Annotated in this window: 15 protein-coding genes; all 15 read right to left on the bottom strand. The window is 39.2% G+C overall.

Annotation, left to right across the window (positions count from 1 at the left end; translation table 11 throughout):
- Positions 1-107 precede the first annotated feature (107 nt).
- Positions 108-1,118 (bottom strand): ABC transporter ATP-binding protein, encoded by a 1,011-nt coding sequence (locus tag HNR27_RS01060; protein ID WP_429338453.1) that lies wholly within the window; start codon positions 1,116-1,118, stop codon positions 108-110.
- A 14-nt stretch (positions 1,119-1,132) separates the two neighbouring features.
- Positions 1,133-2,077 carry a C40 family peptidase gene (locus tag HNR27_RS01055; RefSeq protein ID WP_429338452.1) on the bottom strand — a complete coding sequence of 315 codons (945 nt, stop codon included), beginning with the start codon at positions 2,075-2,077 and terminating at the stop codon, positions 1,133-1,135.
- A gap of 52 nt (positions 2,078-2,129) precedes the next feature.
- A complete protein-coding gene (locus HNR27_RS01050) occupies positions 2,130-3,224 on the bottom strand; it encodes a dipeptide epimerase (RefSeq protein ID WP_429338451.1) in 1,095 nt (364 codons plus the stop codon).
- Entirely contained in the window at positions 3,221-4,144 is a 924-nt protein-coding gene (locus tag HNR27_RS01045; RefSeq protein WP_429338450.1) for a S66 peptidase family protein, read from the bottom strand. Before HNR27_RS01045 ends, HNR27_RS01050 begins: the two co-directional genes overlap by 4 nt.
- 296 nt (positions 4,145-4,440) lie before the next feature.
- Positions 4,441-6,087: a peptide ABC transporter substrate-binding protein gene (locus HNR27_RS01040; RefSeq protein WP_429338449.1), complete on the bottom strand. Its 1,647-nt coding sequence runs from the start codon at positions 6,085-6,087 to the stop codon at positions 4,441-4,443.
- A gap of 12 nt (positions 6,088-6,099) precedes the next feature.
- The gene (locus HNR27_RS01035; protein ID WP_429338448.1) at positions 6,100-7,107 is read right to left on the bottom strand and encodes an ABC transporter ATP-binding protein; all 1,008 of its coding nucleotides are present in this window, start codon (positions 7,105-7,107) and stop codon (positions 6,100-6,102) included.
- A gap of 9 nt (positions 7,108-7,116) precedes the next feature.
- Positions 7,117-8,073 (bottom strand): ABC transporter permease, encoded by a 957-nt coding sequence (locus HNR27_RS01030; RefSeq protein WP_212920375.1) that lies wholly within the window; start codon positions 8,071-8,073, stop codon positions 7,117-7,119.
- A 3-nt stretch (positions 8,074-8,076) separates the two neighbouring features.
- On the bottom strand, positions 8,077-9,009 hold the full coding sequence (locus HNR27_RS01025; protein ID WP_212920374.1) for an ABC transporter permease: 933 nt from the start codon (positions 9,007-9,009) through the stop codon (positions 8,077-8,079).
- A gap of 116 nt (positions 9,010-9,125) precedes the next feature.
- Complete coding sequence (locus HNR27_RS01020; RefSeq protein ID WP_212920373.1) at positions 9,126-9,929, bottom strand: serine hydrolase; 804 nt, start codon at positions 9,927-9,929, stop codon at positions 9,126-9,128.
- Between the two features lie 58 nt (positions 9,930-9,987).
- Positions 9,988-10,812: a M55 family metallopeptidase gene (locus HNR27_RS01015; protein WP_212920372.1), complete on the bottom strand. Its 825-nt coding sequence runs from the start codon at positions 10,810-10,812 to the stop codon at positions 9,988-9,990.
- A 378-nt stretch (positions 10,813-11,190) separates the two neighbouring features.
- Positions 11,191-12,501 (bottom strand): UDP-N-acetylglucosamine 1-carboxyvinyltransferase, encoded by a 1,311-nt coding sequence (murA, locus tag HNR27_RS01010; RefSeq protein ID WP_212920371.1) that lies wholly within the window; start codon positions 12,499-12,501, stop codon positions 11,191-11,193.
- A gap of 34 nt (positions 12,502-12,535) precedes the next feature.
- A complete protein-coding gene (locus HNR27_RS01005) occupies positions 12,536-13,249 on the bottom strand; it encodes a YwmB family TATA-box binding protein (RefSeq protein WP_212920370.1) in 714 nt (237 codons plus the stop codon).
- 97 nt (positions 13,250-13,346) lie between these two features.
- Positions 13,347-13,577 carry a DUF1146 family protein gene (locus HNR27_RS01000; RefSeq protein ID WP_212920369.1) on the bottom strand — a complete coding sequence of 77 codons (231 nt, stop codon included), beginning with the start codon at positions 13,575-13,577 and terminating at the stop codon, positions 13,347-13,349.
- A 433-nt stretch (positions 13,578-14,010) separates the two neighbouring features.
- On the bottom strand, positions 14,011-14,412 hold the full coding sequence (locus HNR27_RS00995; RefSeq protein WP_212920368.1) for a F0F1 ATP synthase subunit epsilon: 402 nt from the start codon (positions 14,410-14,412) through the stop codon (positions 14,011-14,013).
- Positions 14,413-14,460: 48 nt separating this feature from the next.
- On the bottom strand, positions 14,461-15,852 hold the full coding sequence (gene atpD, locus HNR27_RS00990) for a F0F1 ATP synthase subunit beta (protein ID WP_212920367.1): 1,392 nt from the start codon (positions 15,850-15,852) through the stop codon (positions 14,461-14,463).
- Positions 15,853-15,864 lie beyond the last annotated feature (12 nt).

Below are 15,864 nucleotides of genomic sequence, written 5' to 3'. Positions count from 1 at the left end.
AAAATGAGTATCTTAGGGGTTTATAGCGAGGGTTACATAAAAAATAAGGCTGCCTTTAAAAAAAGACAACCTTATTTTTTTATTAAAAGCATTACGTTCATTCATGACTACCGTATATTCACGACTAAATCTGAGTCCTTTTGCTTATTTACTTTTTCATTATATAAATGGCATGCAACATAGTGATTGTTCTCTACCTCCTGCCATTGAGGTTTTTCTCTAGTACATATTTCCATTGCGAAAGGGCACCGTGTTCGGAAGACACATCCACTTGGCGGGTTAATTGGACTGGGTAGTTCTCCCTGTAAAATGATCCGCTCCCTTGCTTCCTCAATATCAGGGTCTGGAATCGGGATTGCAGAGAGAAGTGCTTGCGTATAAGGATGCAATGGATTTTCATAAAGACTTTCACTTTCCGTTAGCTCCACCATGTTCCCTAAATACATAACACCTATACGGTCTGAAATTTGTTTGACCATAGAAAGGTCATGGGCGATAAATAGGAAGGTTAATCCTTTTTCTTCTTGAAGCTGTTTTAAGAGATTAACTACCTGTGCTTGAACGGAAACATCAAGCGCGGATATAGGTTCATCAGCAATAATAAAATCTGGATTAAGTGCTAAGGCCCTTGCAATACCAATGCGTTGACGCTGTCCTCCACTAAACTCATGGGGATAGCGATTTGCATGATCACGGTTTAAGCCAACCTCCTCAAGTAATTGGTAAACCCGGTCATTTTGTTCTTTTTTGGTTCGAAAGAGCTTATGAACCTCCATTGGTTCTGAAATTACCTCACGTACTGTTGATCTTGGATTTAATGATGCATAGGGGTCCTGAAAAATCATCTGCATGCGCTGCCGAAGCTTAAAGAGCTCCTTTTCTGGTAAGGTATGAACGGATTTCCCGTCAAAAAACACATCACCAGTTGTCTTGTTATATAGTCCGAGTATTGTTCTACCGATTGTTGATTTTCCACAGCCAGACTCCCCCACCAGTCCAAAGGTCTCACCTTTATTCACATGGAAGGTTACATCGTTCACTGCCTTTAATACTCGGTTTTTTCCAAGATTAAAATGCTTCTTTAAATTTTTTACCTCTAATATTTTTTCTGCTCCCATGTTCCTTGCACCTCCTAGAACCAGTACCGCCTTGCAATACAAAGCTCTTTCTCGTATTTTGTATCTTTCAAATTAGTAATTTCTATTCCTTTTCCTGTTTGAGGGGAATGAAGCATCCTTCCGTCACCGTAGTAAAACCCCACATGGTGGACATATCCTTTTCTGTCCCCTTCCTGATAGGCAAAGAAGAGTAAGTCCCCTGGCATTACCTTATCAAAAGGAATTTCCTGACCACGTTCAGATTGATCGGAAGCATCTCTACTAATCTCATAGCCATTCGCTTTATGCATTGTATAAGCGAATCCCGAACAGTCAAAACCAAAGGAACTCATCCCACCCCATAGATAATCCAATCCGATAAAGTTCTCGCCAGATCTGATAATGGCTTCTCCCCCACCTTTTTCCCCACCAATTTCTGTTGGGAATATCTTTACAGCTTCTTTTGGCAGATATCCCACTCCTTTAGGGGTCACCACTTCAACGCTATCAGCATGCACATTTAAAACAGGAAGACAGGTCATAAAGCTAAGCTCCAATTCTCTTTCTCCTTGTTCATTTTTAAGCCATATGTGCTTCACACTGATAGCTGCTGTTTTCTCTTTCTGCCAATTTTTCTTTTCTACTTCGGCTAATTGGCATATAGGAATCCAACCGGGATAGCCTTGTTCATTTTTCTTAGTTGCCTGAGCAGGGATTGTTATCTTGGCCCAACCTCCCCGCACTTCCTGGATAAGTACCGCCTCACCATAGAGTGCTTGAGTTTGTACGCGATTATCCTCACATAAATTCACTTTGTCTTCATATGTTTGATTTTCAAGCCAAGCTCTTATATTTGTTGGATTAGTAATGGCTAGTCGATCCATTTCTCTTGGTGAATCTGGGGCAGTCCATACTGTAGCAACCTGGACAGCCACGACATGAAATTTATCTGGGAATGGAAGGAACGTCTGAGTGTACATTTGTTTTTCCCCTTTCAGGAGTTTTATTTCTTGCGTATGAATGTCTGGATAATTACTTAACTAAATACTCCTCACGAAGCCCTTGAATGCCTAATCCAAAGCTATCGCCAAAGACAATCCGACTCCCTTTGTACTGTATACCACCGTCAATTAAATCACCTGACAGCATAAGTGGGGCATCGAAATCATAGTAAGCGATATTTGGTTGGCTTGCTGCAAAATGTGCTGCAGCAGTAATTCCTATTTTAGATTCAATCATACTACCAACCATACAGGAGATACCGAACACATTCGCTAGATTAGCAATCTTTAACGCCTCGTGAATGCCTCCTGCCTTCATGAGTTTAATATTAATTAGATCTGCCGCAGCCTGTTCGAGAACATTTTCTGCATCACGAGCAGAAAAGACACTTTCATCTGCCATTATTGGGATATATGTATGACTTGTGACAAATTTTAAGCCTTTTATATCATGAGCCTTTACTGGTTGCTCAATGAATTCAATATTTAAGCCAAGGTCTTCCATCTTTTGAATGGCACGTACGGCTGCTTTTGGTTCCCAGCCTTGATTTGCATCTAGTCTAATCTTCACATTTGGTCCGACTTGCTTTCGAATTGCTTGAATCCGTTGTATATCCGTATCAATTTCATCTTTTCCAACTTTTATTTTCAACATTGAAAAACCATCTCTTACATACTCTTCTGCATCACTCGCCATCTCCTCTGGACTATTAACACTGACCGTATAATCTGTTTCGATTTGTGACTGGTACCCACCTAAATATTGTCTAAGGCTCATTTCCGCTTGCTGTGCTACACAATCATAAATTGCCATATCTACTGCAGCTTTTGCACTGGTGTTACCAACTAATAGACTATTAATTTTTGCAAATAATTGTTCCCGGTCAAGGCATGACATTCCGATTAAAGCCGGTCTTAATACTTCATTAATTGCAAAAGAAATACTTGCTATTGAATCCCCTGTTATTACATGGGTTGGAGGAGCCTCCCCGTAGCCGACCTTGCCGTTATCACAGGTAATTTTTACAATAATGGCTTCCGCAATGGTGACTGTTCGCAAGGCTGTTTTAAATGCTTTTTTTAATGGAACCTTTGCCAGATATGTTTCAATTTGTTGGATTTTCATTCCCTAATCACCCCCGGCATGACAGACAAACTTTTATCTTTTGTATCTAATAATGCAGTCACACCAAGCGGGACTGCAAAATGTGGAAAACAATGACCAATTTTAAATCCGGTCATGACGGGGCACTCTAAATCCCCTAAATAATGCTGAAGGACTTCGTCTAATAATAGCGAGGGTTTATTCTTCGGTTTTGCATCAGCAAAATCACCTACGATTATTCCTGCCGCTTCTCCTAACTTTCCAGCAAGCTTCAATTGATTCAGCATGGAGTCCACTTGATATGGTACCTCACCAATATCCTCCATTAATAATATTTTCCCATTTGTGTCTATCTCAAAGTCTGTTCCTAAGGTGCTCGTTATTAAAGATAAATTCCCACCAACTAGAGGACCTCCCCCTCTTCCTTCAACTAGCACATTTAGTTCGGAAAATGTTTCATCATAGCGTAGTGCAGTAGGTTCCCATAATTGTTGAAACATTTGTGCAGATAATGTATCGAATTTCGGATCTGCTATATCAGACGCTAGCATTGGCCCATGGAAGGTAACGAGTTCTGTTTTCTGCCTTATTGCAATATGTAAATAAGTAATATCACTGTAGCCCCAGATGATTTTTGGATGTTTTGCGATTAAATCGTAATTGATGACATTTGCTATACGGCTAGTACCGTAGCCCCCTCTTGCGAAAATGATTGCCTTTACATCATCATCCGCAATCATGTGATGAAAATCAGCTAATCGCTCTTCATCTGTGCCAGCTAAATAGCCATATACTTTATCAATATTTCGTCCCAGTTTCACATGAAGACCCATGCTCTCAAGAAATGGAATAGCTTGTTGAAGTCGTTTCATATCAGGAGGGCTTGCAGGAGCAATTACACCTATTAGATCACCTTTTTTTAAGGCTTTTGGAAGAAGCATTTTATGACCCTCTTTCTTCGTATTCATGAATGAAAAAGGAGCGGCTCACCTTTCATGAGTGAGCCATTCCTTAGTAATACAGTAGTGGTATGTCAGTTTTGCTAGTCTTAAAGGACAAATAGATTTCAAAAATGGTTGATACCCTACATCCATATGATGACATCGTTTCAATCTGCTACTAATGTTCAACTGGATTAGTTATCCTTGAACGACAAATCGATATCGGCTAGAAGTTTGTCATAATATCTCTTCGAAAACCACGAATCCCATAAGCCATTCAGCCCCGACTACTCTCTTTACTTCTTATCTGCATATTTCAAATCAAAATAACCTACTGGGTGACGTAAAATACCTTCAACACCGTCCGCCTCTAATACTACTGTGTTGTAATAACGAATTGGTATCGCGATCATCTCATCAGCTAGCATTCTTTCTGCTTCGTATAATGCCTCCCAACGTTTTTCCTCATTGGTTTCTGTTTTTCCCTTAGTAATTAGCTCATCATATTCCTTACTCGAAAACCCAGTACGGTTCATATAGGAATCTGTAATAAAGCTTTCAAGGAAGTTAACTGGATCATTATAATCATTAATAAACGAGCTACGAGAGAATTGAAGCTCTAATGCCTTTTGAGCTTCAGAAAATACATTCCATTCTTGGTTTTCTAGTGTTACTTCAACACCTAAATTATCCATAAACATGTTTTGAAGTGCCTCTGCAACTGCTTTATTTGTATCATTTGTGTTATACGATAACGTGATTGGTGGTAGTTCATTATAGCCTTCTTCTTTCATTCCTTCTTCCAGTAATTGTTTTGCCTTTTCTGGGTCATAAGATACAAGATCACCATTTTTTTCACGGAAATCTGTACCAGTTGGACTAGTGTACCCCGGGGAGACGAAGCCGTAAGCTGGCTCTACACCGTTTTTCACGACGTACTTCGCAATATCCTCACGGTTTACCGCAAGCGAAAATGCTTGTCGAATCTTCTTATTTTGGAATGGTTCCATTGTTAAATTAAAACGGTAAAATTCTAGACCTCCATAGGGACCAATGAATACATTATCTCCATTGATTAATTCATCCGATAATTCTGGTGGGATGCTTGCAGTGTCAAGCTCTCCACTTTGGAACATCTGATACTGTGTGTTTGAATCATTGACCATAGCAAAATGGACCTTATCTAATTTCACAGAATCAACATCCCAGTAATGTTCATTTTTCACAAATACCATCTCTTCATCATGTTTCCATGAATCTAATTTAAACGGGCCGTTTCCAACAAACGTATCTGCTTCAGCATGCCAATTAGGATTCTCTTCGGCAACCTTATGATTAATTGGGAAAAACGCAGGATTCGTTAAGACATCCAGAAAAAATCCTGTTGGTTGCTCTAACACGACCTCTAATGTTTTCTCATCCTTTGCTGTGACCATAACATCATCAACTGATCCGTCTCCACCGTTATAGTCCTCAGCCCCTTTTATAAAATAGGCTAGGAATGCTGCTGGTGATGCTGTATCAGGGTTAAGCATATATTTCCATGCATATTCAAAGTCCTTAGCTACGACAGGGTCACCATTTGACCATTTTGCATTTTCACGGATTTGGAAGGTATAGGTAAGACCATCTTCTGATATATCCCATTTCTCCGTTACCCCTTCAGCAGCTTTATGTTCTGAATCTAGGCGGGTTAGTCCTTCCATTAAATTGTTAAGCGGATCCCATGATACCGCATCAAATCCAATAGATGGATCAAGTGATGTAGGTTCTGTGCCATTATTCAATTTAAGAACCTTTCCATTTTCCACATCTTTTGAATCTCCTGGTTCATTACCTTTGTTTTCTGTCTCGTCTGATTTACCTGCATTTTCATTGGCAGTACATGCAGCTAAAACAAATATCGTTAATACTGCCATTAGTAAAAAGAGAAGCTTTTTCATCCTTTATCCCCCTTACCTTTTGTTTGTGACCATCGTGGCCAGTAGTTTTTTCGCCCGCTCATCCTGAAGCCAACAATCCACAGCATGTGAATCACTTAGCTTAGTGGAGTCTGGGTAAACTTTATTGCACACCTCCATCGCTAAAGGGCATCTCGATGTAAATGGACATCCTAGAGGAGGTGAGAATAAATCTGGTGGTGTTCCGTTAATGGGTTGCAATTTTCCCTTCGTATCTAACCGGGGAACAGAATTTAGTAATCCTTGTGTATATGGATGCTGTGGCTGATAAAAAATCTCACGCTTTGTTCCCGTCTCAATGATTTTTCCTGCATACATTACAGCAATTCGGTCAGCAATCTTTGCGACCACACCCAAGTCATGGGTAATTAATATAATTGATACACCAGTAACTTCCTGGATTTTTTCAAAGAGCTCTAGAATTTGGGCCTGAATAGTAACATCTAAGGCAGTTGTTGGTTCATCCGCTATAAGTAGTTCTGGTTCACAAATTAATGCGATTGCTATCACAATTCGCTGACGCATTCCGCCACTAAATTGATGTGGGTACTGCTTCATTCGCTCTTCAGGATTAGGAATTCCAACGAGTTGCATCATTTCCAACGCTTTTTTCATTGCTATGCTGTCAGAGACCTTCCGATGTTGCTTCAATCCCTCAACTAGCTGGGTTCCTATCGTTAAAGTAGGATTCAGAGCAGTCATTGGATCTTGGAATATCATTGAGATATCGACACCACGAATGGAACGCATCTTTTTCTCCGTTAACTTTGTTAAATCCTGACCTTTAAAGAGAACCTTCCCCTTTGTTATTTTTCCAGGTGGATTTGGAATAAGTCGCATAATGGCATTGGATGTAACACTTTTTCCACAGCCAGATTCACCCACAATAGCCAATGTTTCTCCTTTATGTATATGGAAGTCTACGCCCCTGACCGCCTGAACGGTCCCACCATAGGTCGTGAACCTAACATGTAGGTCTTGTACCTCTAGTATTTTTTCCATTATTAGCACCTACTTCCTTAGTTTCGGATCAAGTGCATCCTGTAATCCGTCTCCTAGTACGTTAAATGCAAACATAGTAAACGAGATGAAAAATGCAGGGAAGAATAATGTCCACCAGTTCCCTGATAATATCGCTCCAAGTGAATCATTAGCCATGACACCCCAGCTTGCATACGGAGCCTGAATTCCAAGACCAATAAAGCTTAGGAAGGCTTCTGCAAAAATTGCAGAAGGTACGGTTAAAGTCATTTGTACAATAATAGGCCCCATCGTGTTTGGCAATAAATTTCGCCGGATAATGCGTGATGTTTTTGTTCCAAATGATTTCGATGCGAGAACATACTCGTAATTTTTAATTTGCATGACCTGCCCTCGTACAATCCTGGCCATTCCTACCCAGCCTGTTACCGTCAAAGCAACAATAATAGTAGAAAGGCTGGGACCAAGAACTACTAGTAACAAAATTACGACTAGAAGGTAAGGTAAGCCATATAGGATTTCAATTATTCGCATCATGATGTTATCCGTGCGTCCGCCTTTATAGCCCGAGATACCTCCCCATACGATTCCAATCGTTACATCGATTAGCGCAGCCATAAATCCAACAAATAAAGAGATTCTTGCTCCATACCATGTACGTGTAAATACGTCCCGGCCATGTGAGTCTGTTCCAAACCAGTGTTCACTAGATGGGGCTTGGTACTGGTCGGATAGTACCCCTTTATTGACTTCATATGGAGATAGGATTGGCCCGAATATTGCCATGATAATGAGTACTATTAGGAAAACTAGTCCCAGCATAGCTAATTTATTTTTACGAAGCCTCCGCCAAGCATCCTTCCAATAGGATAGAGATGGCCTTGATACTTGCTCCTGCTCTGATTTGTCCTTTTCTCGCCATCTAAACCAATCATCATGTATCTGCTCCTTTGCTGCTATGTGATGGGGATGTTGATTACTTTTCATGGCCTATTCCCCTTCCTTCTTGGTTACTTTAATTCTTGGGTCAACGAATCCATAGGCAATATCCACGAGAAAAAGCATGATAATCAAAAACGCACTATAAAATACAGTAGTTCCCATAATGACGGGATAATCACGGTGATTAATGCTCTCCACAAAATACTTACCCATTCCCGGTATGGCAAATATTTGTTCAATAACAAACGTTCCCGTCAATATACCTGCAAGTAGGGTTCCCATAATTGTGATTACAGGCATTAAGGCATTTCGAAGTGCATGTTTTATGATAATTTTCCAGGGTGCTAAGCCTTTGGCGCGTGCCATTTTTATATAGTCCTGTGTTAACACCTCTAGCATGGTTGATCTAGTTAACCTTGCTATAATAGCCATTGGTCCCGTCGCCAGTGCTAGAACGGGAAGAACCATATGCATTGGACTCGCCCAGGTTGCAACAGGGAATATTTCCCAGTCTACCGCCAGCTTTTGGATAAGCAATGTTGCCAGTATGAAGTTTGGGATAGAAATACCAAGAACTGCAATACCCATCGCTAAATAATCAATAATCCCGTTATGCCGTAGTGCAGCTAATACCCCTAACGTGATCCCAGATATTACTGCAACAATAACTGTAACAATTCCAAGCTCAAAGGATATTGGGAACCCTCTTCCAAGTAAGTCATTCACCGTCTGGTTTGGTTGTTTAATAGATGGTCCAAAATCTAATGTTACGATTGACTTTAAATAAAGTAGGTATTGCATATACTTTGGTTTATCTAGATTGTAGTGCTTTTCAAGATTTTGTTGAACCGTTTCATTGGACGTCTGATCACTAGTAAATGGTGACCCAGGGATGGATGTCATTAGTACAAATGTCAGCGTAATAATAATCCATAACGTAAGGATCATGATTAATAATCGTTTTAATATGTAGCGAAGCATTGCCCCCAACTCCTGTATTCTTACGCTTGGCTAGCGCAAATAATGTAGAATTCTCTAAAGATAAGCTATGATTCTTCTTAATTATTTATTCAATAACAGCGCTTATGGATTTATGTTTATTGCTTAAGAAAGCGATATATTTCTAATCCAATATGTCCAAACGCCTCTAATGAATCAATTTCCCCTACACCCTTTGAAAGAATAGAAGCTATCATTTTTCTTTGCCCAACGTAGAAAATGCCAATATCATGGCGAATACCTAAAACATTTCCAGTCTTGTGAGCTATTTCAAATTCCTTTAAAGTACCAATAATTGGTCCATCAATTAATTCTATTTTACTCGGTAGGGTATGACGGATTTGCTGTTTTTTCATGATATCTATCATCTGTTCACAGGCATGAATAGAGACTATTTTACCCGTCACAAGTTTCTTTAACATCATTGTCATCTCTGCAGCAGTAATTTGATTGAATTCCTTTCGATCAACTGAACCAATCATCATTTTGTGATAATAACAGCTCTTCTCCAACCCAATATTCTCCATCTCTTGTTGAATTTTTTCTGTTCCAATTAAATCGACTAATAAGTTGGTAGCTGTGTTATCACTTTGAATAATCATCAATGTGATGAGATCATATATCGCAACACTTGTACCCGGGGTCATATACTGTAAAACCCCGGACCCGCCAACGATATCCTCTCGCTTTAAAACTACTTTTTTGCTAAGCTCCATTTCCCCATTATGGCTAGCAGCAAAAGCCGCTATCATTATCGGAACCTTTATCACACTTGCTGCATAAAAAAGCTCGTGCTCATTAAGCTCCCAGCTATCATTGGTATCTAAGTCTAGTAAGGAAATTCCCCATAAACCTCCAGCATCATCGACTACTTTTTGTATTGTTTCTGTTAATGATTTCAAATTCGTTCTCCCCAGTTTTGACATATTAATCTTTTACGAAGTAAGTAGCTCTGGAAGTTTATGCATATTTAGTGTTATAGGCTAATTCAATCATGACAAGTGTCGCTCGATATGCTTCAAGCATGTCCTTGGCCTGATATTGAACCATTGTTGTACCCGGAATAATTTCCGTTCCAGGCATCATGCTTGCCCACTCCGCTGCACCATAATTAACAAATTCCACACGAATGGTTGGGTTTGTTGGTGGAATAAGAGGCTCGACTTGATCACGGTATGTTATTGCTTGCTTGACCTTTTCTTGTAAAAGTTCCCCTGCTTTTTTAGGGGTTAAACTCTTTGTTGCAGAGCGTGATATAGCTTGTTTGACAATAGCAGTAGTAACATTAGGAATAAGCTCCTCAGCTTCTATTGCCGTTTGGTCATCTCCAGAAACAAGCAAAATTGGAACACCATAATGACCTGCAACAAATGCATTCATACCAAGCTCTCCAACCTGTAGGTCATTAACATAAAAATTTCGGACCATATGGATCATCGAGTGTGACATAACTCCCGGCATACCAGCACGTGAATGATAACCTATGAACATTGCGCCAGAAAAACTATCATCCAGACCATGAACCATGGAATACGTTTTCACGTCTCCTGTAATTAGTTGTGCATCTGGATGTAATTGATCAATCAGTATATTATTCATTTTCATGTGACTATCATTTACTAACACTTCACTACAGCCGTTCTTAAATGCGGCACCAATGACATAATTCGTCTCGTCAGTCATTATTTTACGGGCACGCTCATAATTATGCATGGAAGCGCTAACATAAGTGTAATCAGGTAAGCCGGTTATTCCTTCCATATCAACTGATAGGTATAGTTTCATAACATGTCCCCTTTAATTCGTTATATTAAATTATATGATAGGATTTTTTTAGAAATGAGTGGTTATTTCGCGCTGTTATTTTCGGAAATAAAAAATGGGCTATAAATCGAGCTTTAGGAGAGATTTTGTATAGATGTTGTCTCGACGATTCCCATTTTCAAAGTAGTTGTATGTTCTTTTTTGTTGACTATATTGTACATATTGTTTCAATAAATTGCAAGATTATTATTAATTTTTACATTAAATTGTATATTGTGAAGGTTCTGCTGCTTTTAGTGGTAAATAAGTGGAAATATGCACTCAAATTCCTTATTATTGTCAAAAAAAAAGAAGTACTCAGAGAGTACTTCGTATCTACTATTCTAGTTATCCTATTAATTAAGACAATTCTGCGACAATACCTACTTTATATGGGTTAACAACATCACCATTTTCGTCTACACGTTCGATGTCCGCTCCTAGGCTTGCTAGTTTTCCAGCCAAGTTCACATAGCCACGGTCTAAGTGTTTTAGTTCCGTAACTCGTGTCATTCCTTCTGCACGAAGCCCAGCAAGAATTAGCGCAGCTGCTGCACGTAGGTCTGTTGCGGCAACCTCTGCACCTTGAAGTTCTGAAGGTCCTTCAATAATAACACTGCGACCTTCAATCTTCATTTTTGCATTCATGCGACGGAATTCTTCTACATGCATAAATCGATTTTCAAAAACAGTTTCAGTAATAACACTTGTGCCATGGGCACATAACATTAATGCCATCATCTGTGATTGCATATCTGTTGGAAATCCTGGATGTGGTAGTGTTTTAATATCGGTTGCTTTTAAAGCATCTGGCCCAATTACTCGTAAGCCACTGCCCTCTTCAAGAATCGTTACACCCATTTCTTCTAATTTAGAAATAATCGGTCTTAGATGTTCACTAACAGCATTCTCTATTAAAATATTACCACCGGTAATTGCTGCTGCAACCATGAATGTTCCTGCTTCAATTCGGTCAGGAATAATGGAATGCTCGGTACCATGCAATACTTCCACACCGTCAATTCGAATGGTTTCCGTACCTGCACCAATCACCTTTCCACCCATCTTATTCAAGAAGTTGGCTAGGTCTACAATCTCAGGCTCTTTTGCAGCATTCTCAATAACTGTTCTTCCTTCAGCTAAGGCAGCAGCCATCATAATATTTTCTGTCGCACCTACACTTGGTACATCTAGATAAATTTTCGCACCCTTAAGTCTACCTTCGACATGTGCTTCGACAAACCCATTTCCTACATGGACACTAGCACCCATCGCCTCGAAGCCTTTTAAATGCAGGTCAATCGGTCGCGAACCAATCGCACACCCACCTGGCATTGCCACATTTGCATGGCCATAACGAGCAAGTAAAGGACCCAAAACAAGAACGGAGGCACGCATTTTTCGAACATACTCAAATGGCGCTTCCGTCTTTAACTCATTTGAAGCATCAATAACAACTGTATTATCTTTAAAGTCAACATCAGCATTCATATTTCGTAACACTTCATTAATAGTATAAACATCAGCTAGAACTGGGACTTCATGAATGACACTTTTTCCCTCACTAGCAAGAATACTCGCAGCAATTACTGGTAAAACAGCGTTCTTTGCACCCTCAACATAAACATTACCATTCAATTGCTGTCCGCCTCTTACGATGATTTTTTCCATATTTCAAATCTCCTTCAGATCCAATTTCCCTATATTAATATTCATTTATTAGGATAGGTGTTCCAATCATATATTGGACATCACCATTGCCAATGTCTTTCATTACTATCTGAACATTCACTGGCTTATCCTGAATGGTAATATTCCTGCTCCATAACGCAGTATAACCATATGTATTTTCTATATTTCTTGTCGATTTTAGATTGTCTTTTTCTGTAGTTAAATATCTAATTTTTAGTTTTTCAGTAAAACTTTCTACTATATAATCATCATTAATTATAGCACTAGGTCTAGATGACATACAAGAGAATATTTTTGCCTCTTTAGTAAAATATTCGCTTCTTACATCAAAGTAGATATTTAGAAAAGAAGATTGGATATCTCCCTCCCATGAGTCACCCTTTATGGTAACAACTAATTCAGGTTTGTACTGCCTATCTTTAGGAATCACAGCATTATAGCTTACGATAAGATTACTCTTTTTATGAGTGTCCTTAACTGAATAAATAATACTGTTTTCATTTTCTTTTTTCACGACAGTATGACTAATACTTAATTCCTCAATTAGTTTCTTCAACTGTTTATGCCCCTGATGTTCCTTAATTATTACTTCCCAGCTATCTATTTCCAATTTGCTATCTATCATTATATCTGCTAAAAGTGGTAATTCAATTGACTCCGTCTCCATTGCCATAACATTGTTAGCGATAATTAAAATTAATAGACAGGCTAAATATACCCTTCTCATACTAGTAAATCCCCCTCGCTCAACTTATACATTAGTATGAACAAGAGAGATTCAAAACATACCTATATTAATAGATTACTAGAAAGAATTGAATTGATTAGAGTAGAAAGAGCAGATCTTGAGACCATTGTAGGAATTCAAGAAAAAAACGACTTACCCCACTGCCAATCACTATAGTTAAAAATAGGATTAGGATTTGTGCTTCTCTCCCTCTACCTTTGCGAATTAATGGTTCAAAATTAATCGTTTGCATTAATCGCCAGGTAATATAAATAAATACTACATGCGATATTATGCTCATTACTGCAATTTGGCCAATTGACAACATCAAAACCACCCTATATGAATAACATTCTATATAGTACTGTGCCATGCACGACAAGAAAAGTCAATTAAAGAAGAGACTATTCCTTCGACAAGTTGAGAGAAAAATTCCAGATATTATTCACATTTCCCGGGAAATATCGACAACCTTAGGGAACTTTGTTATATCCATTTTGATAAATTTATTTTATAAAGTAATTGGTTCACATTTTGACAATCCTTATTGTATTAATTGCATTTATAGAGTAATTTGGATTGAATATATTAATTACATGTTGATGTTTGTAGAAATTCGTATTCGTTTTAAAATTTATATTGCGTGGGAAGAGATTAATTTATAGTTGAGAGGTCTTTTTGCGAGTTAATATTCTGAATTCAGAGGGTATTTAAAACAGCAAAGACTCCCACAACCAAACAGGTAGCGGGAGTCTTCATTATTATGAATTTTGAGCAACATCCAGACGGTTGACTGCTCTTCGGAGTGCTAATTCTGCCCTTAAGCGATCAATGTGATCATCGTTTGAATTTAGGCGTTTCTCGGCACGTTCTTTTGCTGCTTCTGCACGTGCAATATCAATATCTGAAGGTTTTTCTGCAGACTGTGCAAGTATTGTTACTTTGTCTGGGCGAACCTCCAAAAATCCGCCATTTATAGCTAGCTTATCCTCACTTGAATCACGCTTTAAGCGAACAGCTGAGATTGCAAGTGGTGCAACCAATGGAATATGCCCTGGTAAAATACCGAGTTCACCATTTTCTGCTTTACAGCTAACCATTTCATACGTATCTTCTAATACAGGGCCATCAGGAGTAACAACACTCACAGTTAGTGTTTTCAATGTAACCCCTCCTAAAGACTATAGGGAATTCCCTAATATGTCTACTTATTATTCCATGCTTTTCGCTTTTTCAACTACTTCTTCAATGCGACCAACGAGGCGGAATGCATCCTCAGGTAGGTCATCGTATTTACCTTCTAAAATCTCTTTAAATCCTTGAACAGTTTCTTGTACTGGTACATAAGATCCCGGTTGACCAGTATATTGTTCTGCTACGTGGAAGTTTTGAGATAGGAAGAACTGGATACGACGTGCACGAGCAACTGTTAATTTATCATCATCTGAAAGCTCATCCATACCAAGGATTGCAATGATATCTTGTAGTTCACGGTATTTTTGCAGTGTTGCCTGAACCTCACGTGCTACTCGATAGTGCTCTTCCCCTACAATTTCAGGGTCAAGGGCACGTGATGTTGATGCTAGTGGATCCACCGCTGGATAAATACCTTGTTCAGATAGTTTACGATCTAGGTTTGTTGTTGCATCTAAGTGAGCAAATGTTGTTGCAGGTGCCGGGTCTGTATAGTCATCGGCAGGTACATAAATCGCTTGGATAGATGTAACAGAACCTTTTTTAGTTGATGTAATACGTTCTTGCAATTGACCCATTTCTGTAGCAAGTGTTGGTTGGTAACCAACCGCAGATGGCATACGACCTAATAAGGCAGACACCTCTGAACCTGCTTGTGTGAAACGGAAAATGTTGTCAATAAATAGTAGTACGTCCTGACCTTGTTCATCACGGAAATACTCAGCCATTGTAAGACCAGTTAAGGCAACACGCATACGTGCACCTGGTGGTTCGTTCATCTGACCGAAAACCATTGCAGTTTTAGCGATAACGCCAGAGTCTTTCATCTCATAGTAAAGGTCGTTACCTTCACGAGTACGCTCACCAACGCCTGCGAATACAGAAATACCACCATGCTCTTGTGCGATGTTGTTAATTAATTCTTGGATTAATACCGTTTTACCTACACCGGCACCACCGAAAAGACCGATTTTACCACCTTTGATATAAGGTGCTAGTAAGTCAACAACCTTAATTCCTGTTTCAAGAATCTCTGTCTCTGTTGACAAATCTTCAAACTTAGGAGGCTCGCGGTGAATTGGATCTAAACGAATTCCTTCTGGCAATTCTGAATCCAAGTCAATTTTTTCTCCTAATACGTTAAATACACGACCTAATGTAATGTCACCAACAGGTACAGAAATCGGTCCTCCGAGGTCTTCAACTTCCATGCCACGTGTTAGACCATCTGTTGATGCCATAGCAATCGTACGGACAGAGTTATCACCAAGGTGAAGTGCCACTTCAAGTGTTAGTGATCCTCCCTCTTTTTTGACAACTAGTGCGTTATAAATTTCAGGAAGCTTGTCGTCATCGAATCGAACGTCAACGACTGGTCCCATTACTTGTGTAACGTGTCCTAAACTCATCGATTTCCCTCC

The organism is Ornithinibacillus bavariensis, assembly GCF_050433565.1.
Lineage (GTDB): Bacteria > Bacillota > Bacilli > Bacillales > Amphibacillaceae > Ornithinibacillus > Ornithinibacillus bavariensis.
This window is presented reverse-complemented; position numbering and strand designations above follow the sequence as displayed.